This is a genomic window from Corallococcus silvisoli (genome assembly GCF_009909145.1).
Classification (GTDB): Bacteria; Myxococcota; Myxococcia; order Myxococcales; family Myxococcaceae; genus Corallococcus; species Corallococcus silvisoli.
The window spans coordinates 43,647-66,003 of record NZ_JAAAPJ010000019.1 but is presented as its reverse complement, the minus strand read 5'-3'; the positions used below and the strand labels follow the sequence as shown (position 1 = coordinate 66,003).

The window sequence follows — 22,357 nt, the reverse complement described above, 5'->3', positions numbered from 1 at the left end:
GCAGCTCCTCGCTGCTACACGCAAGCGCTCAGGGGATGACCTTGAGGCGGCGATAGTCCGCGAAGATCTCGCGGAACATCACCTCCGACTCGATGTGCTCCTGGAACCCGAACCGCCGCGCCTTGGTGGTGTCCGCGAGGAAGTCGAAGTTCGTGGAGAACACCCCGTGGGCATGGCGCCACGGGTTGATGTCCGCGTACGCGTTTCGCGCGAGCCCGTGCTTCGCCACCATCGTGTCCCAGAGCGGTCCCTTGTCCGCCATCACGTCGACCAGTGACAGGGGCAGGGGCGGCGCGACCTCCATGTCGAACATGCGGGCGATCTTCGGCCACATCTCGCTCCAGCGGAACTGGTCGCCGTTGTTGATGTTGAAGGCCTGGTTGGCGCTCTTGGGGTTCGTCGCCGCCCAGAAGGTGGCGCGCGCCAGCAGCCGGGCGTCGGTGACGTCCAGGAGGATGTCGTAGGCGGCCGGCGGCCCGGGGAAGCGCAGCGGGAGTCCCAGCTCCTTCGACATGGAGGCGTATATCCCGATGGCCAGCGCCGCGTTCATCGGCGTGCCCATCGCGTAGCCGACCACGACGGAGGGGCGGATCGCGGACCAGGTCCACGCCTTGCCCTTCTGAAGGCGCTCCAGGAAGTCCTGCTGCTCCACGTTGAACTCGGGGGGCATGTGATGCGCATCCGTCTCCCGGGCGGGCGTCTTGAACGGGCCCAGGTGCGCGCCATAGACCTTGTAGCCCTGCATCAGGCTGATGTGCTGGAGCCCCTTGGCGATGGGCTCCACCGCGTTCACCACGTTGACGAGCATGGCGACGTTGGGCGCCACCAACTCCACGGGTGTCGGCCGGTCCTGGTACGCGGCATAAAAGATGTGGGTCACCTGCGTCAGCCCGCCCAGCTTCCTTCGGCTGTCCTCCGCGTCGAGCAGGTCCACCGAGATGAAGCGCACGCGCTCCCGGGCTTCGCCTCCCCGGCGCGACAGTCCGATGACCTCCCACCCTTCGAGTGTCTCCAGGTGGGCGATGAGGTTGAGTCCGGCGATTCCGTTGGCCCCGACGACCAGGGCCACATTCTTGGGGGGGTTCATGGTGTCCTCCGTGCGGCTCGGGACGGGACGGTCTCGGGTCCGCGAGAGGTCTAGTATTCGCGTGCCATGACGCGGGGTAGGGCACCGCCAGGCACAGGACTTGTGAGTTCAATTCAATGGCGCGTCTGGAAATCAATCGCTCCGGAGAGATGGAAGTCTTCGTCCGGGTCGTCGAGCAGGAAGGGTTCTCCGCGGCGGCGCGCACGCTGCGGATGACGCCGTCGGCGGTCAGCAAGCTCGTCGCCCGGTTGGAAGCCCGCCTGGGGGCGCGGCTCGTCCACCGCAACACCCGGGGCTTCCAGCTCACCGCCGAAGGCTGTGTCTTCTACGAGCGCAGCGTCCAGGTGCTCGCGGAACTGGAGTCCGCCGAGCGCGGTGTCACCTCGCACGACGCGCCTTCAGGCCGCGTGCGCGTCAACACCAACGTCCCCTATGGCACGCACTTCCTGCTGCCCCACGTGCCGGCGTTCCGCGAACGCTTCCCGGGCATCAGCCTGGACATCGGGCTCACGGATCAGGTGGTGGATCTGCTCGAGGAGCGCGCGGACGTGGCCATCCGCGCGGGCCCGCTCAAGTCCTCCAACCTCATCGCGCGCAGGCTGGGGGAGACGCGCAAGATCATCATCGGCGCGCCGGCCTACCTGAAGCGCGTGGGCACGCCGAAGACGGTGGCCGACCTGCAACGACACACCCGCATCGCGGCCAGCCACACGCCCGCCCTCGAGCAGTGGCCGCTCGTCGAACGGGGCGCCGGGGTGAGCGTGCCCACCTCCGGCACGCTGTCGGCCAGCGACGGCGAAGCGCTGCGGACCCTGGCGCTCGCGGGGGCAGGCCTCGCGCGAATCGCGGCCTTCCAGGTGCGCGAGGACGTCAAGGCGGGGCGGCTCGTCGCGGTGCTGGAGGATCGCAATCCGGGGGACACCGTGGTCTTCCACGCGGTGTTCCTCGATCCCGCGAAGCACCTCCCGGCGCGCATCCGAGCGTTCCTGGACTACTTCAGCGAAGTGGGCATGGGCTGACGCAGGGCCCGCGCGGCGCGACGTGGGGCGCCACCGCGCGGCCCCTGAGCCCGCTCAGGCCAGGGCCGCGGTGTCGCCGCGCCGCAGCCCCGCGTACTCCAGCGCCGCGAACGCCGCGACCGCCAGCGCCTGGGCCGTGACGAACAGCACCCCGAGCCCCGTCGGCGCCGTCGGGCCGTGGGTGATCAGCAGCACGCTGTCCACGACCCACAGCGCGTTCACGGCGACCACGAACCACACCGGCCAGGCGGGCAGGGTGGCCCGCGACGCGAGGAACCCGAGCATCAGGGCGAAGGGAATCAACCCCAGCCCCGCCGCGCGCAGCAGCCCTGGCTCCAGGCCCAGCAGCGGACCCATGGGGCCCGCGGCCACCGCCATCAACAGGCCCATGGCCCCGCTGGCGACACCATCCAGCAGCAGCGCACGGCGCAACAGGCTTCCCGACATGTTCTTGTGGCTCATGGCACGCGTTCCTTCGCGAAGAGGTGGAGACGGCGGAGTGGGCCGCGAGGCCGTCCGTCGCTGAGCGTCAAGATGCGAGCCGGCCCGCGCGCTGTCGATTACCTCCGAGGGAATGGAAGCGCTGACGTGGGCCCCCTATCTTCACCGCCATGACGAGCCTTCAGCAGAGCCGTCCCGTGGGAGAGCTGCTGCGCGGCTGGCGGCAGCGGCGGGGCTTGAGCCAGATGGACCTCGCCTTGCGCGCGGAGGTCTCCACCCGTCACGTCAGCTTCCTGGAGACCGGCCGCTCCCAGCCCAGCCGGGAGATGCTGCTCCACCTGGCGGAGGAGCTGGACGTGCCCCTGAGAGATCGCAACGGCCTCCTGGTGGCGGCGGGCTTCGCGCCCGTCTTCGCCGAGCGCCCCCTGGATGATCCCGCGCTGCGCGCCACGCGCGAGGCCGTGGAGCTGGTTCTCGCGGGCCATGAGCCGTACCCGGCGCTCGCGGTGGACCGGCACTGGACGCTCGTCACCGCGAACCGCGCGGTGGGCGCGCTCCTGGCGGACGTGGCCCCGGAGATGCTCCAGCCGCCGGTCAACGTCCTGCGCCTGAGCCTGCACCCCTCCGGCCTCGCGCCGCGCATCGAGAACCTGCGGCAGTGGCGCGACCACGTCCTCATGCGGCTGCACCGGCAGGTGGACATCACCGCGGACGCCACGCTCGCGGCGCTCCTGGAGGAGCTGCGCGGCTACCCGGTGCCGGAGGCCCCTGGCGACGCGAAGGCCCGCGACTTCGCGGGCGTGGTGGTGCCCCTGCGCGTGCGTACGTCGCTGGGGCGGCTGTCCCTGTTCAGCACCACCACTGTGTTCGGCACGCCCGTGGACATCACGCTCGCGGAGCTGGCCATCGAGTCGTTCTTCCCGGCGGATCCCGACACGGCGGAGGTGCTGCGGCGGGCCGCCTCGGAGCGGGCCCGCCAGGACACCTGAGGGCTACGGCTTCACGCGCACCGTCCGCAGCGCGGTGCCCCAGGCGACGACCTGATCCAGCAGCGTGTTCACCGACTTCTCCTTGGCCGGGTCCGGCTTGAAGATGGTGTAGTGCTCGAAGTCGGTGGAGAGGAACAGCTGCACCTGCGCGCGCACCGTGGCGAGCTGGAGCTCCGCGGCGACGAGGCGCAGCTGCTCCACCGCGCGCACACCGCCCGCGCTGCCGTAGCCCACGAAGCCCGCAGCCTTGTTGTTCCATTCGCCGTAGACGAAATCGAGCGCGTTCTTCAGCGCGCCGGACGTGCCGTGGTTGTACTCGGGCGTGACGAAGACGTACGCGTCATACCCGGCGACGGTCGCGGCCCACTTCTGGGTGTGCGCCTGCGTGTACTTGCCCATCGACGGGGGGGCCGGTTCGTCCAGCAGCGGCAGCTGGAAGTCCTGGATGTCGACCACTTCATACGTGGCGTCCGTGCGCTTCTTCGCGATGTCATGGACCCACCGGGCGACGGTGTCCGCCTTGCGGCCCGGCCTCGTGCTACCAACGACGATGGCCACCTTGATCATATCCACGGTGCTCCTGGGAAAGAGGGCATGTGCGTGCCGCCGGACCTTCTCCCGCGCGGCCTCCCGGAGGCAAAGGTGGTTCGCCTGGGGTGTGTCCTGATTCGACCAGAGGCCGCCCTTGTGCTCGGAAGGTGGCGGAGGACCCGGCCCTGGGCTAAGCGTACAGGCAACTTCCCTGGCTGCTTCCTTGCGCCGGGGCGGCCCCTCCGCTACCGATCCAACACCGTGACCGACGACACGCTCGATTCCGCGCAGGAGCTGGCCGACGTGCTCCAGGACGTGCGCCGCCACCTCCTCTGGCAGGAGGAGACCGGTGGCCGCGCCCTCCTCGTGGACGCGAGGGTCGCCGCCGAGCTCCAGCAGCAGCGCGCGGCCGCCTCGTCGGTGCGCTCGATGATCGCCCGAGCCCGGCCCCCCGAGCCGGCCGTCGCCCCCCCGGCACCCCGGCCCCCGGTGGAGTCCCCCTCGCGCGACACCCTGCACGCCGCGATGAAGCAGCCGCTGGGCGCCCCCCGCCCCCCGCCCCCCGCTCCGCCTCCGGTGATGGCCTCGCGCCCCCTGGCCGCCGACGAGGGAGCCCCGCGCGCCGCGCCAGCGCCGTCCCCGGGGATGCTGTTGGACGTGCCCCGGACGACGCCCCGCTCCAGCGGCGCGCTGCCCGGCGTCGTGGAGGGCGAGCGCCCCACGTTGGATCAGATCCGCCGCGAGCTGGGCGACTGCCGCCGCTGCAAGCTGTGCACGGGCCGCAAGAACATCGTGTTCGGCTCCGGCAACCCGCGCGCGGACCTGGTGTTCGTGGGCGAGGGCCCCGGTGAGAACGAGGACATCCAGGGCGTGCCCTTCGTGGGCGCCGCGGGCGACCTGCTCACCAAGATGATCGGCGCCATGGGCTTCACCCGCGATGACGTCTACATCTGCAACGTCGTGAAGTGCCGCCCGCCGGGCAACCGCAACCCGGAGCCGGACGAGATCGCCGCGTGCGAACCGTTCCTGCGCTCCCAGTTGCTCGCGCTCCAGCCGAAGGTGATCGTCGCGCTGGGCAAGTTCGCGGCGCAGACGCTGCTGCGCGACACCACGCCCATCACCCGCATGCGGGGCGCGTGGCGCGAATACGAGGGCATCCGGCTCATGCCCACCTTCCACCCGGCCTACCTGCTGCGCAACAGCGCGGAGAAGCGCAAGGCGTGGGAGGACCTGCAACAGGTGATGAAGCTGTTCGGCAAGCATCCGGGCTCCAGCGCGTGAACCGCGCGGCGCACGGCGACCAGGAGAGACCGCGATGAAGGGAGTGCTCGAGACGCGCGAAGTGCAGTCGCCCGCGCTGGAGAACAATCCGCTGGGAGATCCGGCCCGCCGCCGGCTCACCGTGTACCTGCCGCCGGGCTACGCCGAGGGCACCCAGCGCTACCCGGTCGTCCACTTCCTGCACGCCTTCGGCAACGGCGCCGGCTCCTGGACGAACGCGTCCGGCTTCTCGCCCTCCGTGCCGGACCGCCTGGATGCGCTCATCGAACAGGGCGCCATTCCCCCCGTCATCGGCGTGTTCCCGGACGCGTGGACGAAGCTGGGCGGCAGCCAGTGGGTGAACAGCGACGCCATCGGCCGCTACCGCGACTACCTGGTCAAGGACGTCGTCGGGTTCGTGGACCGCACCTTCCGCACGCTGCCCAAGGCGGCCTCGCGCGCGGTGGTGGGCCACAGCTCCGGCGGCTACGGCGCGCTGGTGATGGGCCGCTACCACCCGGAGGTCTTCTCCCTGGTGGGCGCGCACGCGCCGGACTCCTACTTCGAGTATTCCTACATGCCCGACCTGCCCAAGGCGGCCGCCGCGCTGTTGAAGGCGGGCGGCGTGGAGTCCTGGGTGACGGAGCTGCGTCAGCGCGCGCGCGACACCAAGGTGCGCGGCGACGACTTCCCGGTCATCAACATCCTGGCGATGGCGGCGGCGTACTCGCCGAAGAAGGGCGAGCCGCTCAACCTGGAGCTGCCCTTCGAACAGCACAACGCGAGGCTGCGCCTGGACGTGTGGAACCGGTGGCTGGTGCACGACCCGGTGCGCTTCGTGCCCAAGTTCCTGGACTCCTTCCGCAAGCTGAAGACCGTCTATCTGGACGCCGGCACCCGCGACGAGTTCAACCTGCGCTGGGGGACGCGCATGGTGGCGGACGACCTCAAGGGCGGCGGCGTGGACGTGGTGCACGAGGAGTTCGAGGACGGGCACTCGGGCGTGTCGTACCGCTTCGAGCGGTCGCTCGCGGTGCTGGTGCCGCGCCTGACGCAGGACTGATGGGGGAAGGCCATGGGAACGGATTCGTACGGATTGTCGCGCGTCGTCGGTGAGAAGGGCGTACTGCCGCAGCGCGCGCGCAAGCTGGACCCCTCGCTGCCGTGCCGCGAGGCGGAGCTGCTCATCGACGTGGAGAGCCTCAACATCGACGCGGCGTCCTTCAAGCAGATCAAGGACGACGTGGGCGGTGACCCCGCGCGCATCGCGGGGCGCATCCAGGACATCGTGCGCGAGCGCGGCAAGATGCAGAACCCCGTCACCGGCTCGGGCGGGATGCTCATTGGCCGCGTGAAGGAGCTGGGCGCGAAGCACCCCGCCAACGGCGTGCTCAAGCCGGGGGACCGCATCGCCACCCTGGTGAGCCTGACGCTCACGCCGCTCGTCATCGACGAGGTGAAGGCGGTGCACGTGGACATCGACCGGGTGGACATCCGGGGGCACGCGCTGCTCTTCGCGAGCGGCATCTACGCGAAGCTGCCGGAGGACATGCCGGACACGCTGTCGCTGGCGGCGCTGGACGTGTGCGGCGCGCCCGCGCTGGTGGCGCGCCACGTGCGCCCGGGCATGACGGTGGCGGTGCTGGGCGCGGGCAAGAGCGGGGCCCTGTGCCTCGCGCAGGCGCGCCGCAGCCTGGAGAGCCGCGGCCGGCTGCTCGCGCTGGACATCTCCCAGAAGGCGCTGGACGCGCTGTCCGCCATCGGCCTGTGCGACGAGGCGCTGAAGGTGGATGCCACCCAGGGCGTGGACGTGATGGAGGCCGTGCGGAAGGCGACGGACGGTCAGCTCTGCGACCTGGTCGTCAACTGCGCCAGCGTGGGCAACACGGAGATGGCGTCCCTGCTGTCCGTGAAGGACGGCGGCACGGTCATCTTCTTCTCCATGGCCACCAGCTTCACCACGGCGGCCCTGGGCGCGGAGGGCGTGGGCAAGGACGTCACCATGCTCGTGGGCAATGGCTACGTGCCCGGCCACGCGACCCTCACGCTGGAGCTCCTGCGCACGGAACCGTCGCTGCGCCAGCTCTTCGAGTCCCGCTACGTCTAGGGCTGGAGGAAGGCCGTGTGCGTGGCCCGCATCAGCGGGTCCTGCTGGCCTGCCAGGGCCTGCCGGAAGTGGCCCTGGTTGATGGTCCAGATGATGCCGCCTCCCAGGCCCTTCTCGCGCGCCCAGCGGCCCTTCTCCGTGACGGACGGGATGTCCTCGTAGGAGATGTAGTTGCACGACTGCGGGCCGAACGCGGTGGGGAAGGAGAGGTAGGGCACCTTGGCCCGCTCATCCCAGCGGTACGCCTCCGGCGAGTAGTAGAGCGACTGGATGTTGGCGTAGCTCATCGCGTTGTCGCTCTGCTCCTCCTTCACGTCCGGCCGCCCGTCCAGCGGCGTGCCCGGCTCCGTGACGCCCTGCCAGCAGGTGCCGAAGAAGCCGATGCCCACGCCCAGGCGCTGCGGCGGGACGCCCGCGTCCAGGAACGCCTGCACGGAGCTGGCGACGGAGCTGGGGTGGCCGGAGTTCTCACCGAACAGCGCGCTGGAGTGCCAGCTCTCCCACTGCCCCCAGTGGCCGCTCATCTTGTAGGCCATGACGTTCATCTGGTCGACGCGGGCCGCCAGCTGGCGGTGGAACTCCGCGTCCACCTTGCCCAGCGTGAAGTTGGAGTTCACCCAGCCCACGGGCACCGTGAGGATGATCTTCTCATCCGCGGCGCGCAGCTCATCCAGGAGGGCCAGCACCGGCGCGCTGTCCTGCGGCAGGAGGATGGGCTCCCAGTCCACGTCCACGCCGTCGAACTCCAGCTCGCGCATCACGTTGATGATGTTGCGCACCAGGTTGCGGCGCTTCTCCAGCGTCTCCGTCGCCGCCTTGAAGCCGTCGTACTCACCCATGCCGCCCAGCATCAGCAGCGCCTTCTTGCCGGCCTGATGCGCGCGCTGCGCCAGCGCCTTCGCCATCTTGGGACCCTCGATGGCGTCCACGTCGAAGTCCGTATAGAGCGTGCCGTCGATGCGCGGACGGATGCGGCCCACCACCACGTGCGTGAGCAGCGACATGTCCACCGCGTCCACGGGGTACAGGTCGCGCTGGTAGCCCACCCAGTAGCCCATCACCCAGCTGGCGGGCGCGCCCCCGGGACGCGGCGTCACCGCCGAGGCCGTGCGCACGCACGGGCCTTCTCCCACCTCGTTGGCCGCGCAGACGGTGAAGGTGTACGCCGTCCCGTTCGCGAGGCCGTCGATGAGCATGCCCGACGCGGGCGCGTCCACGCGCTGCACCCGGCCGCTCGGCTCCGTCATCACCTTGAAGTACGACAGCGGCCGGCCGCCGTAGCTCGCCGGCGCCAGCCAGCTCACGTACGCCTGGCCATTGCCCGCGGTGGGCACCACCGAGCGCGGCTGTCCCGGCGCCGTGGGGTTCGGGATGCTCATCCCCGCCTGCGGCGTCACCAGGTCTGTCTCCACCGAGGCGGTGCCTTCGCCCATCGCGTTCACCGCCGCGACCTTGAAGACGTAGGTGAGGCCGTTGTTCAGGCCCCGCACCATCGCCTGCGTGTCCGGCACCTTCACCAGCGCGCCGCCGCACTCGGGCACGCAGCGCACCACGTAGTAGAGCAGCGGGCTGCCACCGTCGCTGGGGGGCACCGACCATGTCACCAACGCGGACGCATCCCCCGGCTGCGCGACCACCTGCTTCGGGGCTTCCGGCGCCGTGAGCGGCACCTCCGGCTTGTCCGGCCCCCCGCCGAAATCGCAACCGCTCAACATCACCACGAGGGTCAGACCCACCCACCCACGCACTGGCATTGCCCGATGGCTGATCATCCCTGCGCTCCTGGAAGGACGCGGCATGTTATGCGGCCGGACCCCCCAGGCGAGTCAAGCCTAAGTGGAAAAATGCGGTATTTTTGTATGAATGGCAATTCCCGTATTAACCCGACTAATCCCATCCCACTAGCGAATCACGAAACCTCAGTGGATGGGAAATCACCCAGCAAGAACGGCTGGTGTGAGAGGCACCCAGCAGGCGCGCGGGGATTTCAGATGTCGGACTTCAGCGCACCTGAGCCGTAGGGGTGGAGGCGGGCGCGACGGGGGCCGCGGGGACCTGGGTCTGGGCCCAGTCGTCGGCGGAGCGGCCGCTGGTGTCGCGCAGGGAGGGGGAGGCGCCGCGGTGGCGGAGCGCGTCGGCGACCTCGGTGCGGCCGAAGAGGACGGCGAACATCAGGGCGGTCTGGCCCAGGCGGTTGGTCTGGTCCACAGCGCAGGGCTGGGCGTTCAGGAGCTTCACGACGTCCGCGTAGCCCTTGAAGGCGGCGCCCATGAGGGCGGTGTTGCCCCGGTTGTCGCCCGCGCACGCGTCGGCCCCGGCGGCGAGCAGCGCCCTCACCGTGTCCGTGTGGCCGTGGTAGGCGGCGAGGATGAGGGGGGAGAAGCCGCGGTTGTCGCGGGCCTCCACGGGCGTGCCGGCCTTGACGAGCCCGGTGACGATGTCCGTCTCTCCCTCGCGCGCGGCGGCGAGCAGGTAGCGCTCCGCGTCGCTGGTGGCGAGCAGTCGTCCGGTGGGGGCCGCCGGTGCGCGCAGGGACATCCACGCGGCGACGAGCAGCGTGCACACCAGCGTCAACAGACCCAACGAACCCAGCAGCAGCTTGCGAAGCATGAGGGCGTCTCCAGGGGCCCCCGTCCCGAAAGGGGACCGGGGACGGGGGCGGGAAGAAGGGGGAGGGCGGGGCCGCCGGAGGACCTCCGGGGCCCCGGGGCTACGTCACGGCTGGTCGCGCGTGGCGAGCGGCGCGATGGCGGCCTTCGCGTCGTCCACCTTCACGTTCACGGCCTTGGCCAGCCGCGTGCCGTAGTCCGCGTTGGCCGTGTAGAAGAAGCCGACCATGCGCGCGCGGACCTTCGCGTCGCGCACCTGGCCCAGGTCGCCGGCCAGGTTCTGGATGAGCCGCTCCTTGCCGCCCGCGTCGAGCGCCGCGTAGAAGGCGCCCGCCTGGGAGAAGTTGTCCGTCTTGTCGATGGCCCGCTGCTGCGTGGTGCCGGACAGGGGCGCGCTGGAGAGGAGCGCGGAGGGCGTGTCCGACGTCTCGTTCGTGATGCTGGGCTCGTAGTTCACGTCCGACTTCGTGTTGCCGCTGTTCAGCGCGCCCCCCTGGTTGTTGTTGTTCACCGCGCTGCGCGCGTGGTTCACGGACAGCGACAGGTAGTTGGCGCCAATGCGGTAGCGCTGCGTGTCCGCGTAGGAGAAGAGGCGGCCCTGCAGCAGCCGGTCCTCGGACGGCTCGATGCCCGGCGGCGTCACGCCCGGGGAGAACGCGGACTGCTCCGTCTCCTCGAAGAAGTTGTCCGGCATCTTGTTGAGGGTGAACTTGCCCAGCTTCACCGGCGGCAGCTTGTCCTTGGGCCACTCCTTGGTCGCGTCCAGCGGATCGAACGAGAAGCCGTCCAGGTCCTTGGGATCCAGCACCTGCACGCTCAGCTCCCACGAGGGGAACTTGCCGGCCTGGATGTTCGTGTAGAGGTCATGCGTGGCGTGCTGGAAGTCCTGCCCGCCCAGCTTCGTGGCCTCCTCCACGGTGAGGCCCTTCACGCCCTGCTGCGACTTCCAGTTGAACTTGACGTACTTCACCTGGCCCTTGGCGTTGACGAACTTGAACGCGTGCACGCCGTTGCCGTCCATCTGCCGGTAGCTCGCCGGGATGCCCAGGTCCGAATAGAGCTGGGTGATCATGTGCGTGGCTTCAGGCTGGTGGCTGAAGAAGTCGAAGAAGCGGTTCGGGTCCTGCCGGTTGGTGACCGGGGACGGCTTCAGCGAATGCACCATGTCCGGGAACTTGATGGCGTCGCGGATGAAGAACACGGGCAGGTTGTTGCCGACCAGGTCCCAGTTGCCCTCGTCCGTGTAGAACTTCAGCGCGAAGCCGCGCGGATCGCGCAGCGTCTCCGGTGAACCGCTGGGGTGGATGACCGTGGAGAAGCGCACGAACATCGGCGTCTTCTTGCCCTTCTGGGAGAAGACGGAGGCGCGCGTGAGGCCGGAGAAGTCACCGTAGCTTTCGAAGGTGCCGTAGGCGCCCACGCCGCGCGCGTGCACCACGCGCTCCGGGATGCGCTCGCGGTCGAAGCGCGCCAGCTTCTCGATGAGGGCGAAGTCCTCCAGGAGCACGCCGCCCCGAGGGCCCGCGGTCTTGGAGTTCTGGTTCGTGCCCAGGGGCGCGCCAGAGTCGGTGGTGATGGGAGGAGGATTGCCGGCGGCCAGGGCGGGAGTGCCAGACAGCAGGATCGCGAGCAGCAGGGAGCGTCGGTTCAAGGGGACTCCTTGGGTTGCGGGGACCGCGGGCAGCCACAGAGCACGTCCCATGCCGCGTACTCATTTTCAGTTATTTCAATAAGTTGGCATGTTGAGTGTGGCCGCTGTCACCGACGTGGCGGTGTTTTCACCGTCATTTGGGTGGGAGGCACCCTCGCTTTTTCGGTGCTCGTGCCTGATTTTTCGGTACTCGCGCCTGCAACGAAGTTTCGGTGGGGTCGCCCGGGGCGCGGGGCGCACTCTCGCGGCGTGATGCGTCTCGCCATCCAAGAGGCGCGGTGCGGCATCGTCCCCTGGCGGGCGGAGGCCCCGGGTTCTTGAGCCGAAGCGCGCGGGGCTCGGGTAGGGTGCGCGCATGTCAGGCCCGTTTATCGACGACGCGCGGATTGCCGAGGCGCGCAAGCTGGCGGCCGAGATCGTCAATCCGATCTTCGACCTCATCCAACACAACACCACCGTCTCCAATGAGCGCACCGTGCTGCGCTTCTTTGGGATCTCCGGTGCGGGCGCGCGCGGCGTGCCGCTCACCAACCTGATGGTGGACAAGCTGAAGTCCGCCGGGGTGCTCAACCGGGGCGCCGCGTACTGGTATGGCCGGGCGCTGCAACTGGGCGCCCGCAGCCCGCTGGAGGCCGTGGAGCGCCTCACCGCGCTGCCCATGGACAAGATGGGCCCCCTGTCGCCGGAGATGGAGGCGAACCTGCGCGACGAGGTGCGCGCGGAGGCCCGGGCGGCGATGACGGAGCTGAAGGCGCGCATCGCCCAGCGCAACGCCCTGCGCGAACAGTTCCCCATGTCGCCCGCGCCGCACAAGTACGTCATCGTGGCCACCGGCAACATCTACGACGACGTGGATCAGGCCCGCGCGGCGGCCCAGGCGGGCGCGGACGTCATCGCGGTCATCCGTTCCACGGCGCAGTCGCTCTTGGACTACGTGCCCCACGGCGCGACGACGGAGGGCTACGGCGGCACCTACGCCACCCAGGAGAACTTCCGCGTGATGCGCGAGGCCCTGGACGACGAGAGCCGCAAGCTCAAGCGCTACATCCAGCTCACCAACTACTCGTCCGGCCTCTGCATGTCGGAGATCGCCTTCTGCGCGGCCTACGAGAAGCTGGACATGCTGCTCAACGACGCGATGTACGGAATCCTGTTCCGGGACATCAACATGCGCCGGACGTTCATCGACCAGTACTTCAGCCGCCGCATCTGCGCCCTGGCCGGCATCATCATCAACACCGGCGAGGACAACTACATCACCACCGCGGACGCGTACGACGCGGCCCACACCGTGATCGCCAGCCAGTTCATCAACGAGTCCTTCGCCAAGCGCGCGGGCCTGAAGGACTGGCAGCTGGGCATTGGCCACTCGTACGAGATCGATCCGTACCGGGACGACACGCTCCTGCTGGAGCTGTCCCAGGCGATGCTCGTGCGCCGCTGCTTCCCGGACGCGCCGCTCAAGTACATGCCGCCCACGAAGCACAAGGAGACGGACATCTTCTTCAGCCACGCGTACGACGTGATGGCGGACCTGGTGGCCATCTGGACGCGGCAGGGCATCCAGCTGCTCGGGATGATGACGGAGGCCATGCACACACCGCTGCTCGCGGACCGGTACGTGGCGCTCAAGTCCGCGTCGTACATCCACCGCGCGGCGCGCGGCATCGACGAGGAGTTCACCGTCCGCGAGGACGGGAAGATCGCCAACCGGGCGCGCGAGGTCTTCGCCAAGGCGGAGGAGCTGCTGCGCGAGTGCCACTCGGAGGGCATGGTGGCCGCCATCGGCAAGGGGCGCTTCGGTGACGTGAAGCGCGAGGAGACCGGTGGCAAGGGCCTGGACGGCGTGCTGGAGAAGGCGCCGGATTACTTCAACCCGTTCCTGGAAATGCTGGAGGCGTCATGATCCTGAGTACCTTTGTGGCGGTGATGTTGTCCGCGGGCGGCAGCGCGGATGCGTTGAGCAGCGTGACGGTGAAGAACATCGCGCTGAAGGCTCCGGCGGCGTGGACGCGCTCCAACATGGACGGCACGGAGAAGTTCCTGGCGCCCTCCGGTGACGCCTACTTCCTGGTGGACGTGGGCACGGTGCAGACCGCGGGCATGCGGGCGGAGCTGTGCCGCACGAAGATCCTCGCGAACATCGGCGGCGACGGCTGGACCATGATGAAGGTGGGCGGCCAGCCGGCGGCCACGAAGACGGACACGGACGCGGCGCCGGACGGCAGCGGCAACGTGGACACCGTGACGTACGTGGGGTGCAACGGGAAGACGACGTGGTCGGTGGTCTTCTACATGGAGCAGGGCAAGAAGGACCGTTTCGCCCAGGTCGCCGAGAAGGTGGGCACCAGCGTGTCGTTCACGCCGCCCAAGAAGGGGTAGTTCGATGGTGAAGCCGAGCAAGCAGATCATCCGCCCCTACGGCGACCGTCGCGACGACGGGATGGTGCAGCTGTCGTTCACGCTGCCCGTGCCGCTGTCGGAGAAGGCGAAGGAGGCCGCCGCCCAGTTCACGAAGAAGATGGGCTTCACGGACGTGAAGGTGGCGGCCGCCGAACGCGCGGCGGACCAGTACACCTTCTTCGTCGTCTACGCCCGCTCCAGCGTGGCCCTGGACTACGCGGAGATCGACGTGCCTGAGGTGGTGGTGCGCAAGATGGGGTTCGACGACCTCAACGCGCTCATCAAGGAGAAGGTGCGCCGCCGCATCGTCGTGTTCGGAGCGTGCACCGGGACGGACACGCACACGGTGGGCATTGACGCCATCCTGAACATGAAGGGCTACGCGGGCGACTACGGCCTGGAGCGCTACCCGGGCTTCGAGGCCTTCAACCTGGGCAGCCAGGTGCCCAACGAGGACCTCATCAAGAAGGCCACCGCGAAGCACGCGGACGCCATCCTGGTGTCGCAGGTCGTCACGCAGCGCGACGTGCACAAGGACAACTCGCGCCAGTTCATCGACGCGGCGAAGGCGGCCGGCATCCACGGCAAGACGCTCTTGCTGTTGGGCGGGCCGCGCGTGGACCACAAGCTGGCGCTGGAGCTGGGCTTCGACGCGGGCTTCGGGCCGGGCACCAAGCCGTCGGACGTGGCGAACTACATCGTGCACGCGGTGATGAAGAAAGAGGGCACGGAGTCCCAGGACTCCCACTACCAGGGAGAACCCACGTGAGCACTGGCGTGAAGGCGGTTCTGCGGCTGCGCATGGGCAGCCATGACGCGCACTACGGCGGCAACCTGGTGGACGGGGCGCGGATGCTCGGCCTGTTCGGGGACGTGGCCACGGAGCTGTGCATCCGCTCGGACGGCGACGAGGGCCTGTTTCGCGCCTACGACTCCGTGGAGTTCCTGGCGCCGGTGTACGCGGGCGACTTCATCGAGGCGGAAGGGGAGATCCTCAGCGCGGGCAACACGTCCCGCAAGATGCGCTTCGAGGCGCGCAAGGTCATCCGTCCGCGTCCGGACGTGAATGACTCGGCGGCGGATGTGCTGCCGGAGGCCGTGGTGGTGTGCCGGGCGACGGGCACGTGCGTGGTCCCCAAGGACAAGCAGCGGGGGCAGCGATGAGCCGGCCCATGGTCCTCACGGCGGCGATGGTGGGCGCGGAGACGACGCGCGAGCAGACGCCGCACCTGCCCATCACCGCGGAGGAGATCGCGGAGGACGCGGCGAAGTGCCGTGAGGCGGGCGCGGCCATGGTGCACCTGCATGTGCGCACGGCGGACGGCAAGCCGTCGCAGGACGCGGAGCTGTTCCGAGCGGCCATCCGCGCCATCCGCAAGCGCACGGACGTGCTCGTCCAGGTGTCCACGGGAGGCGCGGTAGGCATGGGCGTGGACGAGCGGTGCGGCGGGCTGACGCTCACCGGCGCGGACAAGCCGGACATGGCCACGCTGACCACGGGCACGGTCAACTTCGGGGAAGAGGTGTTCTGGAACCCGAGGCCGCTGGTGCGCGACATCGCGAAGCGCATCCGCGCGATTGGCCTCAAGCCGGAGCTGGAGTGCTTCGACGTGGGGATGATCGACGAGGCGCGCTACCTGGCGAAGGAGGGGCTGGTGGAGCTGCCGGCGCACTTCGATTTCGTGCTGGGCGTGCCGGGCACGCTCCAGGCGCGGCCGGAGGTGCTGGACTTCATGATCGCCTCGCTGCCGGAGGGGAGCTCCTGGACGGTGGCGGGCGTGGGGCGCCAGCAGCTCCCGTTCGTGGACGAGGCCGCGAAGCGCGGCGGCAACGCGCGCGTCGGCCTGGAGGACAACATCTACCTGTCCAAGGGCGTGCTCGCGAAGGGCAACTTCGAGCTGGTGGCGGAGGCCGCGAAGCGCGCCCGCGCCGCGGGCCGTGAGCCCGCGACGCCGGAGCAGGCCCGGCAGCTGCTGCGCCTGGGCTGAGCCCGGGCGCATCTACGCGAGGCCCGGGAGCGGACGACGCCCCGGGCCTTCGTGTTCCTGGAGGCCTCACGCGGCCCAGGCGCAGGCGACGTGCCCGTCGGGGCGCACCAGCATTCCCCCCAGGCCCTGGAGGTCTTCGCGTGCGGCGGGGATTCGTGTCCGCAGCCGTGTCACGGGGGGCCGCCAGCCGGGCTCCCAGCGGGGCAGGGGGCGTGAGCTGTCCGTGCCCAGGCCCAGCAGCAGCCACTGGCCGGCATGCAGCGCCGCGTAGAGCGGCACCTCCGCGCGGTCCTCCTGCGGGAGGGGCATGTCGGCCAGCCGGCGGCCGCTCCAGCCGGGCAGCAGGGGCGTGTCCACCTCTGGCGCGGGGACCTCCAGCGGCGCGTAGCCTACGTCCAGGGCTCCAATGTTGTTCGCGAGCTGGCGGTTCAGCCAGGGCTCACGGAGCAGGTCACTCAGCAGCGAGCGCAGGGCCAGCGTCTCCTCCGTGGCGCCCATCAGCGCGGTCTGCGCCCGCGTGTTGGTCAGGAGCGCCTCACCCACGGGACGGCGTTCGCGCGAGTAGCTGTCCAGCAGGGCCTCCGGTGCGCCGTTCTTCACCACCGCCGCGAGCTTCCACCCCAGGTTCATCGCGTCCTGCAGGCCGACGTTGAGGCCCTGGCCCCCGGCCGGGAAGTGGATGTGCGCGGCATCCCCCGCGAGCAGCACGCGGCCCTCGCGGTAGCGCTCCGCGAGCCGGGTCTCGTTGCCGAAGCGCGACAGCCACCGGGGCTCCCTCATCGCGAAGTCCCTGCCCGTGATGCGCGTGACGCTGTCCCGCAGCTCCTCCAGCGTGACGGGCTCGCGCAGCGGCACCTGCTCCCGGAGCGGATCATTGACGACGATGCGGTGGATGCCCGGGGCCATGGGCACCACCATCACGCCTCCCCGTGCGTTCGAGATGCCGATGGCGGGCTGCGAAGGCGGCGCTCCCAGCGTCACGTCCCCCAACATCGCCGTGCGTGTCACGTCCGTCCCCGGGAACGGGATCCCCGCGAGCCTCCGCACCGCGCTCCGGGCTCCATCCGCGCCCACCACGAAGCGCGCGCGGATCCGGAACGCGCCTGTGTCCCCAGCGCCCTCCAGCTCCACGCCGTCGCGCTCCTGGCGCAGCGCCTCCACGGTGTGGCTTCGCCGCACGGCCACGCCCAGCTCCCGCGCCCGCGCTTCCAACAGCGCCTCCGTCACCGCCTGCGGGATGAACAGCGTGTAAGGGAAGCGCGTGTCCAGGACGCTGAAGTCCAGCCGCGTGTCCAGCATCGCGAAGTGGCCCGTGGGCAGCGGACGTCCCTGCTCCAGGAACCGCCCCTCCAGCCCTCGCAGCGCCAGCACCTCCAGCGAACGCGGGTGCAGCGTCAGGGCCCGCGACTCTCGCACCGGCTCCGCGCGCCGCTCGAACACCTCCACCCGGACCCCCGCCAGCGCCAGTTCGCACGCGAGCCACAGCCCGGTGGGGCCTGCTCCCACCACTGCTACCTCGAGGACTTCCGCCATGACCGACCTCCTGCCCGAAGGCGTCAAACTAACGTTGTTAGGGATCTTCTAACGGTGTTAGTTTGTCAAGTCAGAGAGGGTGGAGCGGGGCATGCGAATCCAGCGGGAGCGAGTGGTGGAGGCGGCGTGGGCGCTGCTGGATGAGCACGGCCTGGAGGGGCTGACGATGCGCGTGCTCGCGAAGGCGCTCTCCATCCAGGCGCCATCGCTGTACTGGCACTTCCCGGGCAAGCAGGCCCTGTTGGACGCGATGGCGGACTCGCTGGTGCGAGACGTGGCGACGACGCTGACGGCGGAGACGCCGTGGGAGCCGGTGGTGCGCACCGTGGCGGAGGAGCTGCGGCGCGCGTTCAGGTCCCACCGAGACGGTGCGCGCGTCTACGCAGGCACCCTCGTCGTGTCCGAGCACACGCTGCGTGTCGCCGACACCGTCATCGGCTCCCTGGGCCGGGCGGGGCTCGGGCCTCAGGAGGCGAGCTGGGCGGCCTTCACCGCGCTCGACTACGTGCTGGGCTTCACCATCGAGGAGCAGGGCTTCATCGCACAGGACTCGGAGGTGAAGGCGCGGGAGGTGGCGCTGCGGGATCTCGCTGCGGCCCGCTACCCCCACGCGGCGGGCGCGGTGGACGCCATCTTGGATCGCGACTTCGACCGCCGCTTCGCCTTCGGGTTGGAGCTGCTCGTCGCCGGCCTCCGCGCCCGGCTGCCACCGCGGTAGCCGCACGTCCGCCCGCTCGCGCCGCTCGGCTGACACCCATCGCCGTCAGGTTCGCTCCGGCGATTTCGTCACGCTCCCCCGCGAGCGGCGTCTCCCACGACACTCCTCCGGATCCTCCCTGTCCGCCCCGGCGGGCTCGGGCATCATGCCGCGCATTCCTCCCGGCCTGACGGGAGCCCACGAGGAGTCGCGAAGCGATGGACACGGAGCTGCAGGGCAAGGGTGTGCTGGTGACGGGCGGCGCGGGTGGCATCGGCTCCGCGCTGGTGCGGGCGTTCGCGGGCGAGGGCGCGAAGGTGGCGGTGCACTACCACCGCAGCCAGGAGAAGGCGGCGGCGCTCGCGCGCGAGGTGGGCGGCACGTCCGTGCGCGCGGACCTCACGGTGGAGGCGGACGTGGACGCGCTGGTGCCCCAGGCGGTGAAGGACCTGGGCCGGCTGGACGTGCTGGTGTGCAACACCGGCGTGTGGCCCGCGCCCGACGAGCCGGTGTGGAAGCTGTCGCTGGAGCGTTGGCGCCGCACGCTGGCGGAGAACCTGGACAGCGTGTTCCTCAGCTGCCGCGCGTTCCTGCGCCACGTGGAGACCACGGGCACGGGCAACATCGTCATCATCAGCTCCACCGCGGGCCTCTTCGGGGAGGCGGGCCACACCGACTACGCCGTGGCGAAGGGCGCGCTCGCGAGCGGCTTCGTCAAGAGCCTGAAGAACGAGCTGCACCGCATCGCGCCCATGGGCCGCGTCAACGTGGTGTGCCCGGGCTGGACGGCGGTGGACCGCCACCGCGAAAAGCTGGACGACCCGAAGTTCGTCGGCCGCGTCACGCGGACGATGCCCCTGCGCAAGGTGGGGCAGCCAGAGGACGTGGCGCGCGTCGTGGTGACGCTGGCGTCGGATCGCATCTCCGGCCACGTGACGGGGGAAGTCGTCACCGTGGCGGGAGGCATGGAAGGACGGGTGCTGCATGAAGGCTGAGATGGACGTGCGGGCGTACAACCGCGAGGCGTGGGACCGCGAGGTGGGCCGGGGCAACCGGTGGACGGTGCCGGTGTCGCCGGAGGTCATCGCCGCCGCGCGCCGGGGAGACTGGAGCGTGGTGCTCACGCCCACGAAACCCGTCCCGCGCGCGTGGTTCGGGGACCTGAACGGTCGGGACGTGCTGGGCCTGGCGAGCGCGGGCGGCCAGCAGTGCCCGGTGCTCGCGGCGGCGGGCGCGCACGTCACCGTGTTCGACAACTCCCCCGCGCAGCTGAGACAGGACCGCGAGGTCGCCGAGCGCGAGGGGCTGGAGCTGAAGCTCGTGGAGGGCGACATGAAGGACCTCTCCGCGTTCGCCGACGGCAGCTTCGACCTCATCTTCCACCCGTGCTCCAACTGCTTCGTGGACGACGTGCGGCCGGTGTGGCGCGAGGCCTACCGCGTGCTGCGCCCGGGCGGCGTGCTGCTGTCGGGCCTGTGCAACCCGGTCCGCTACCTCTTCGACCCCGCGCAGGAGGAGCAGGGCGTCATGCGGCTCAAGTACCCGATGCCGTATTCGGACTTCACCAGCCTCTCCAATGAGGAGCGCCGCCGCTACACGGACAAGGGCGAGCCGCTGTGCGTGGGCCACTCGCTGGAGGATCAACTGGGAGGTCAGCTGGACGCGGGCTTCGTGCTCACCCACCTCTTCGAGGACCGGTACGAGGAGAAGGACCTGCTCTCCACGTTCCTCTCCACCTTCATGGCCACGCGCGCGGTGAAGGGGGCCCCACGTTCGTGACGCAGAAGTGCGTTGCGCTTGGGAGCCGAAAAAGCCTACAGGAGTGCTGTCCGGGTCCAACCGGACATCCCCCCCTTTGTAGGAGTCATCCATGAATCGGTTCCTGCGTATTTCGGCGGTGTTGCTGGCGGGCGTGTCGATGTTGGGCCTGGGCTGTGAAGGCGCGGGTTCGCGCGATCCGCTGAATGCCCTCGAGGCGGGCGCTCAGGTCGCGGTGGCGCCGGAGCTGGCGGAGGTGAAGCAGCGCGCGGTGGGCGACACGGTGCTGCGTTGCACGGAGCCTCGGGACGGCAGCTACCTGGAGGTCGTCCAGACGGCGACGGGGTACGAGGCGGCCACGGTGCGCGAGGCGTATGACCCCTGGGACTGTCGCTGCACGTACGAGCAGCGCGTGGTGCTGGGGCAGTACACGCAGTGCAACCGGTCCACGGTGGATCCGCGCATCCTGAACTGCTTCCGCATCGAGCCGAACGGCACGACGGGCAAGGTGGTGTTGTCCACCACGCGCGTGCAGCGCACGCAGATGGTCATCGGCGGCACGCAGACGGTGTCGTACACGGACCTGAGCATCGCGGCCATCAACCAGGACCCGGGCCACACGCCGCGCCAGGACTTCAACTACAGCATGGATGACTGCGAGTAGGCCGCTCGGCGTCCGGAGCGCGCTTTAACCTTTGGGGGGCTCCGGGGTTTCGAGTGTCAGAGGGCGATGGGAGCAGGCCTGCACGGCTGCTTCCAGCGCGCTCCTGACCCGAACCTGGAGTCCACCACCATGTCGCTGAAGTCCATTCTTCGCGGTACCGCCGTCGCCTCGCTGCTGTTCGCCGTGCCCGTGTTCGCCCAGACCGCCCCGACGACGCAGTCCGCGCCCAAGCAGGCGGGCCAGTGCGAGCGAGGGCAGGGGGGCAGGCACGGGGGCCACAAGTTCGGCCGCATGGAGCACCGGCTGGATAAGCAGGTGGCGGAGGGCCGCCTGACGCAGGCCCAGGCGGATGGCTTCAAGGCCGAGGCGCGCCAGCTGCACGAGGAGATGAAGGCCGCGCGCGCCTCCAGCAACGGGCAGGTGGATGAAGCCACCCGCGCGCAGTTCAAGGAGCGCCGCCGCGCGCTGCACGAGAAGATCAAGGCCGCGCTGGCGCCCACGCAGCAGGGCGCCTGAGGTCCCGCCGTGAACGGGGGACGTGACGGGAGGGCCCTGGCCAGCACAGACTGGGTGGGCCCCTTCGTCCCGTGGGAGTCCCCATGCTTCGCAGTCTCCTTGTCGCCGTCGTGGCCCTGATCGCAGGCTGCCGTGCGCACTCCGGCGCGACGCAAGGGCCGGTGACGCAGGCCCCGGCGTCGGCTCCGGACGTGGACGTGGACGCGCCGCCGGTGGTGCTGGTGGCGGATGCGGAGCTGCAGCGAGTGCAGAAGCGCGCGCGCTACATCGTCGAGTCCGAGCAGGGCGCGATCCGCGCCACGGACCTGCTGCTCACGCGCCCGGACCTGGACCGCACGCGGATGAACTGGTTCTTCACCGTGCCGCGCGGCAACGCCTGGTACTCCGTGTTCGGCCGGTTCAACCCCCAGGACGTGTTCGTCCCGGCGTATGCGTACCGCGCGCCCATCGAGTTCTCCGGTGAGATGGAGGACTTCCCCGTCGAATCTCTCCCCGAGGGCATGGAGGCCCTGGCTCGCGCCGTGAGCACCGCCTGTGAGCGCGTCTTCCAGGTGCACGGCCGCAAGCAGCTCAACCCCGTCGTGGTGGAGGAGGACGACGGCATCACCGTGTATGTGCTCCAGGGCTTCGACGACTCGAACCTGTACCTGCTGGGCGGCGACTTCCGCTTCCGCTTCAGCAAGGACGGCCGCCAGAAGCTCCAGGAGCTGCCGCTTCACCAGGGCCTCATCCCCGTGTCCGTCGCGCCGGACCCGGACGGGGAGCGGCCACCGTTCTCCGCGCACGCCCACGTGCTCTTCCCGGGACCGCTGGAGACGGAGCTCGCGCTGGTGATGCTCTATCCGTCCCTGGGCGGCTTGTTCGTGGGCGCGGCCGACCAGGACTGCGTCTACGCGTTGTCGACCGACGGCACCATCCGCGCCGTGCGCTTGAGCCGCGAAGAGGTCCTGCGTGAGCTGCGTCCGGACGGCACCTTCGCTCCGCCCGAGGCCCTGAAGTCCGAGACGGAGGAGGGCTCGGACGTGGTGCTGTGAACAGCTCCTGACGCCGCACTGTTGAGCTTCCACCAGCCCTGTCGCCCGCGCCCGTCAGGCCCCCCGGGCC

23 protein-coding genes are annotated in these 22,357 nt (G+C 69.9%); 16 read left to right on the top strand and 7 right to left on the bottom strand.

All coding sequences use genetic code 11. The features are described 5' to 3' along the window. Window positions 1-28 precede the first annotated feature (28 nt). A complete protein-coding gene (locus tag GTY96_RS30980; protein WP_161666595.1) occupies window positions 29-1,087 on the bottom strand; it encodes an SDR family oxidoreductase in 1,059 nt (352 codons plus the stop codon). A 116-nt stretch (window positions 1,088-1,203) separates the two neighbouring features. Here GTY96_RS30980 and GTY96_RS30975 point away from each other — a divergent pair, with 116 nt between their 5' ends. Next, window positions 1,204-2,106, top strand: a complete 903-nt coding sequence (locus GTY96_RS30975; RefSeq protein WP_143904920.1) for a LysR family transcriptional regulator — start codon at window positions 1,204-1,206, stop codon at window positions 2,104-2,106. 54 nt (window positions 2,107-2,160) lie between these two features. Here GTY96_RS30975 and GTY96_RS30970 read toward each other — a convergent pair whose 3' ends face one another. Beyond that, window positions 2,161-2,568 carry a hypothetical protein gene (locus GTY96_RS30970; RefSeq protein ID WP_143904921.1) on the bottom strand — a complete coding sequence of 136 codons (408 nt, stop codon included), beginning with the start codon at window positions 2,566-2,568 and terminating at the stop codon, window positions 2,161-2,163. A gap of 149 nt (window positions 2,569-2,717) precedes the next feature. Between GTY96_RS30970 and GTY96_RS30965 the strand changes: the two genes are divergently transcribed. After that, window positions 2,718-3,536: a helix-turn-helix domain-containing protein gene (locus GTY96_RS30965; RefSeq protein WP_143904922.1), complete on the top strand. Its 819-nt coding sequence runs from the start codon at window positions 2,718-2,720 to the stop codon at window positions 3,534-3,536. A 3-nt stretch (window positions 3,537-3,539) separates the two neighbouring features. Here GTY96_RS30965 and GTY96_RS30960 read toward each other — a convergent pair whose 3' ends face one another. After that, window positions 3,540-4,103: an NADPH-dependent FMN reductase gene (locus tag GTY96_RS30960; protein WP_143905119.1), complete on the bottom strand. Its 564-nt coding sequence runs from the start codon at window positions 4,101-4,103 to the stop codon at window positions 3,540-3,542. Window positions 4,104-4,328: 225 nt separating this feature from the next. Here GTY96_RS30960 and GTY96_RS37325 point away from each other — a divergent pair, with 225 nt between their 5' ends. The 3 genes from GTY96_RS37325 to kdd are packed head-to-tail and all read left to right on the top strand — an operon-like array spanning window position 4,329 to window position 7,434. Beyond that, on the top strand, window positions 4,329-5,348 hold the full coding sequence (locus GTY96_RS37325; RefSeq protein ID WP_161666594.1) for a uracil-DNA glycosylase: 1,020 nt from the start codon (window positions 4,329-4,331) through the stop codon (window positions 5,346-5,348). 34 nt (window positions 5,349-5,382) lie between these two features. After that, window positions 5,383-6,390, top strand: coding sequence for an alpha/beta hydrolase (locus tag GTY96_RS30950; protein WP_161666593.1), 1,008 nt, complete (start codon window positions 5,383-5,385; stop codon window positions 6,388-6,390). Window positions 6,391-6,402: 12 nt separating this feature from the next. Further along, window positions 6,403-7,434, top strand: a complete 1,032-nt coding sequence (gene kdd, locus GTY96_RS30945) for an L-erythro-3,5-diaminohexanoate dehydrogenase (RefSeq protein ID WP_143904925.1) — start codon at window positions 6,403-6,405, stop codon at window positions 7,432-7,434. On the opposite strand, the gene GTY96_RS30940 is transcribed toward kdd, so the two are convergent. From GTY96_RS30940 to GTY96_RS30930, 3 genes are all read right to left on the bottom strand, one after another. Further along, window positions 7,431-9,170 carry a glycosyl hydrolase family 18 protein gene (locus GTY96_RS30940; RefSeq protein WP_328701068.1) on the bottom strand — a complete coding sequence of 580 codons (1,740 nt, stop codon included), beginning with the start codon at window positions 9,168-9,170 and terminating at the stop codon, window positions 7,431-7,433. The two genes, kdd and GTY96_RS30940, sit on opposite strands and share 4 nt — an antisense overlap. Before the next feature lie 265 nt (window positions 9,171-9,435). Further along, complete coding sequence (locus GTY96_RS30935; protein ID WP_143904927.1) at window positions 9,436-10,044, bottom strand: ankyrin repeat domain-containing protein; 609 nt, start codon at window positions 10,042-10,044, stop codon at window positions 9,436-9,438. A 105-nt stretch (window positions 10,045-10,149) separates the two neighbouring features. After that, window positions 10,150-11,694 carry a catalase gene (locus GTY96_RS30930; RefSeq protein ID WP_161666592.1) on the bottom strand — a complete coding sequence of 515 codons (1,545 nt, stop codon included), beginning with the start codon at window positions 11,692-11,694 and terminating at the stop codon, window positions 10,150-10,152. A 355-nt stretch (window positions 11,695-12,049) separates the two neighbouring features. Here GTY96_RS30930 and kamD point away from each other — a divergent pair, with 355 nt between their 5' ends. From kamD to kce, 5 genes are read left to right on the top strand one after another with little or no spacing between them, the layout of a single operon-like run. Further along, entirely contained in the window at window positions 12,050-13,600 is a 1,551-nt protein-coding gene (gene kamD, locus GTY96_RS30925; RefSeq protein ID WP_143904929.1) for a lysine 5,6-aminomutase subunit alpha, read from the top strand. Further along, entirely contained in the window at window positions 13,597-14,076 is a 480-nt protein-coding gene (locus GTY96_RS30920; RefSeq protein WP_143904930.1) for a hypothetical protein, read from the top strand. Before kamD ends, GTY96_RS30920 begins: the two co-directional genes overlap by 4 nt. A 4-nt stretch (window positions 14,077-14,080) precedes the next feature. Continuing rightward, the gene (kamE, locus tag GTY96_RS30915; protein ID WP_143904931.1) at window positions 14,081-14,866 is read left to right on the top strand and encodes a lysine 5,6-aminomutase subunit beta; all 786 of its coding nucleotides are present in this window, start codon (window positions 14,081-14,083) and stop codon (window positions 14,864-14,866) included. Further along, the gene (gene kal / locus GTY96_RS30910) at window positions 14,863-15,261 is read left to right on the top strand and encodes a 3-aminobutyryl-CoA ammonia lyase (protein ID WP_221938248.1); all 399 of its coding nucleotides are present in this window, start codon (window positions 14,863-14,865) and stop codon (window positions 15,259-15,261) included. Before kamE ends, kal begins: the two co-directional genes overlap by 4 nt. Then, on the top strand, window positions 15,258-16,085 hold the full coding sequence (gene kce, locus GTY96_RS30905; RefSeq protein ID WP_143904932.1) for a 3-keto-5-aminohexanoate cleavage enzyme: 828 nt from the start codon (window positions 15,258-15,260) through the stop codon (window positions 16,083-16,085). The genes kal and kce overlap by 4 nt, the downstream gene beginning before the upstream one ends. Before the next feature lie 66 nt (window positions 16,086-16,151). On the opposite strand, the gene GTY96_RS30900 is transcribed toward kce, so the two are convergent. Next, window positions 16,152-17,618, bottom strand: coding sequence for an FAD-dependent monooxygenase (locus tag GTY96_RS30900; protein WP_161666591.1), 1,467 nt, complete (start codon window positions 17,616-17,618; stop codon window positions 16,152-16,154). A 91-nt stretch (window positions 17,619-17,709) separates the two neighbouring features. Between GTY96_RS30900 and GTY96_RS30895 the strand changes: the two genes are divergently transcribed. The 6 genes from GTY96_RS30895 to GTY96_RS30870 all read left to right on the top strand — a co-directional run bounded on the left by GTY96_RS30895 (window position 17,710) and on the right by GTY96_RS30870 (window position 22,287). Then, window positions 17,710-18,336 (top strand): TetR/AcrR family transcriptional regulator C-terminal domain-containing protein, encoded by a 627-nt coding sequence (locus tag GTY96_RS30895; protein ID WP_161666590.1) that lies wholly within the window; start codon window positions 17,710-17,712, stop codon window positions 18,334-18,336. Between the two features lie 197 nt (window positions 18,337-18,533). Then, the gene (locus GTY96_RS30890; RefSeq protein WP_161666589.1) at window positions 18,534-19,310 is read left to right on the top strand and encodes an SDR family NAD(P)-dependent oxidoreductase; all 777 of its coding nucleotides are present in this window, start codon (window positions 18,534-18,536) and stop codon (window positions 19,308-19,310) included. Further along, window positions 19,300-20,094, top strand: a complete 795-nt coding sequence (locus GTY96_RS30885; RefSeq protein ID WP_201756555.1) for a class I SAM-dependent methyltransferase — start codon at window positions 19,300-19,302, stop codon at window positions 20,092-20,094. The genes GTY96_RS30890 and GTY96_RS30885 overlap by 11 nt, the downstream gene beginning before the upstream one ends. 91 nt (window positions 20,095-20,185) lie before the next feature. Beyond that, entirely contained in the window at window positions 20,186-20,737 is a 552-nt protein-coding gene (locus GTY96_RS30880; protein ID WP_143904936.1) for a hypothetical protein, read from the top strand. A 129-nt stretch (window positions 20,738-20,866) separates the two neighbouring features. Next, window positions 20,867-21,253, top strand: coding sequence for a hypothetical protein (locus GTY96_RS30875; protein ID WP_161666588.1), 387 nt, complete (start codon window positions 20,867-20,869; stop codon window positions 21,251-21,253). Window positions 21,254-21,336: 83 nt separating this feature from the next. Beyond that, window positions 21,337-22,287: a hypothetical protein gene (locus GTY96_RS30870; protein ID WP_143904938.1), complete on the top strand. Its 951-nt coding sequence runs from the start codon at window positions 21,337-21,339 to the stop codon at window positions 22,285-22,287. Window positions 22,288-22,357: the final 70 nt, after the last annotated feature.

What these genes read in the sequence shown, in the direction of transcription:
- GTY96_RS30980 (WP_161666595.1), bottom strand. Translation starts at nt 1,087, where the DNA reads ATGAACCCCCCCAAGAATGTGGCCCTGGTCGTCGGGGCCAACGGAATC.
- GTY96_RS30975 (WP_143904920.1), top strand. Translation starts at nt 1,204, where the DNA reads ATGGCGCGTCTGGAAATCAATCGCTCCGGAGAGATGGAAGTCTTCGTC.
- GTY96_RS30970 (WP_143904921.1), bottom strand. Translation starts at nt 2,568, where the DNA reads ATGAGCCACAAGAACATGTCGGGAAGCCTGTTGCGCCGTGCGCTGCTG.
- GTY96_RS30965 (WP_143904922.1), top strand. Translation starts at nt 2,718, where the DNA reads ATGACGAGCCTTCAGCAGAGCCGTCCCGTGGGAGAGCTGCTGCGCGGC.
- GTY96_RS30960 (WP_143905119.1), bottom strand. Translation starts at nt 4,103, where the DNA reads ATGATCAAGGTGGCCATCGTCGTTGGTAGCACGAGGCCGGGCCGCAAG.
- GTY96_RS30950 (WP_161666593.1), top strand. Translation starts at nt 5,383, where the DNA reads ATGAAGGGAGTGCTCGAGACGCGCGAAGTGCAGTCGCCCGCGCTGGAG.
- kdd (WP_143904925.1), top strand. Translation starts at nt 6,403, where the DNA reads ATGGGAACGGATTCGTACGGATTGTCGCGCGTCGTCGGTGAGAAGGGC.
- GTY96_RS30935 (WP_143904927.1), bottom strand. Translation starts at nt 10,044, where the DNA reads ATGCTTCGCAAGCTGCTGCTGGGTTCGTTGGGTCTGTTGACGCTGGTG.
- kamD (WP_143904929.1), top strand. Translation starts at nt 12,050, where the DNA reads ATGTCAGGCCCGTTTATCGACGACGCGCGGATTGCCGAGGCGCGCAAG.
- GTY96_RS30920 (WP_143904930.1), top strand. Translation starts at nt 13,597, where the DNA reads ATGATCCTGAGTACCTTTGTGGCGGTGATGTTGTCCGCGGGCGGCAGC.
- kamE (WP_143904931.1), top strand. Translation starts at nt 14,081, where the DNA reads ATGGTGAAGCCGAGCAAGCAGATCATCCGCCCCTACGGCGACCGTCGC.
- kce (WP_143904932.1), top strand. Translation starts at nt 15,258, where the DNA reads ATGAGCCGGCCCATGGTCCTCACGGCGGCGATGGTGGGCGCGGAGACG.
- GTY96_RS30900 (WP_161666591.1), bottom strand. Translation starts at nt 17,618, where the DNA reads ATGGCGGAAGTCCTCGAGGTAGCAGTGGTGGGAGCAGGCCCCACCGGG.
- GTY96_RS30895 (WP_161666590.1), top strand. Translation starts at nt 17,710, where the DNA reads ATGCGAATCCAGCGGGAGCGAGTGGTGGAGGCGGCGTGGGCGCTGCTG.
- GTY96_RS30890 (WP_161666589.1), top strand. Translation starts at nt 18,534, where the DNA reads ATGGACACGGAGCTGCAGGGCAAGGGTGTGCTGGTGACGGGCGGCGCG.
- GTY96_RS30885 (WP_201756555.1), top strand. Translation starts at nt 19,300, where the DNA reads ATGAAGGCTGAGATGGACGTGCGGGCGTACAACCGCGAGGCGTGGGAC.
- GTY96_RS30880 (WP_143904936.1), top strand. Translation starts at nt 20,186, where the DNA reads ATGAATCGGTTCCTGCGTATTTCGGCGGTGTTGCTGGCGGGCGTGTCG.
- GTY96_RS30875 (WP_161666588.1), top strand. Translation starts at nt 20,867, where the DNA reads ATGTCGCTGAAGTCCATTCTTCGCGGTACCGCCGTCGCCTCGCTGCTG.
- GTY96_RS30870 (WP_143904938.1), top strand. Translation starts at nt 21,337, where the DNA reads ATGCTTCGCAGTCTCCTTGTCGCCGTCGTGGCCCTGATCGCAGGCTGC.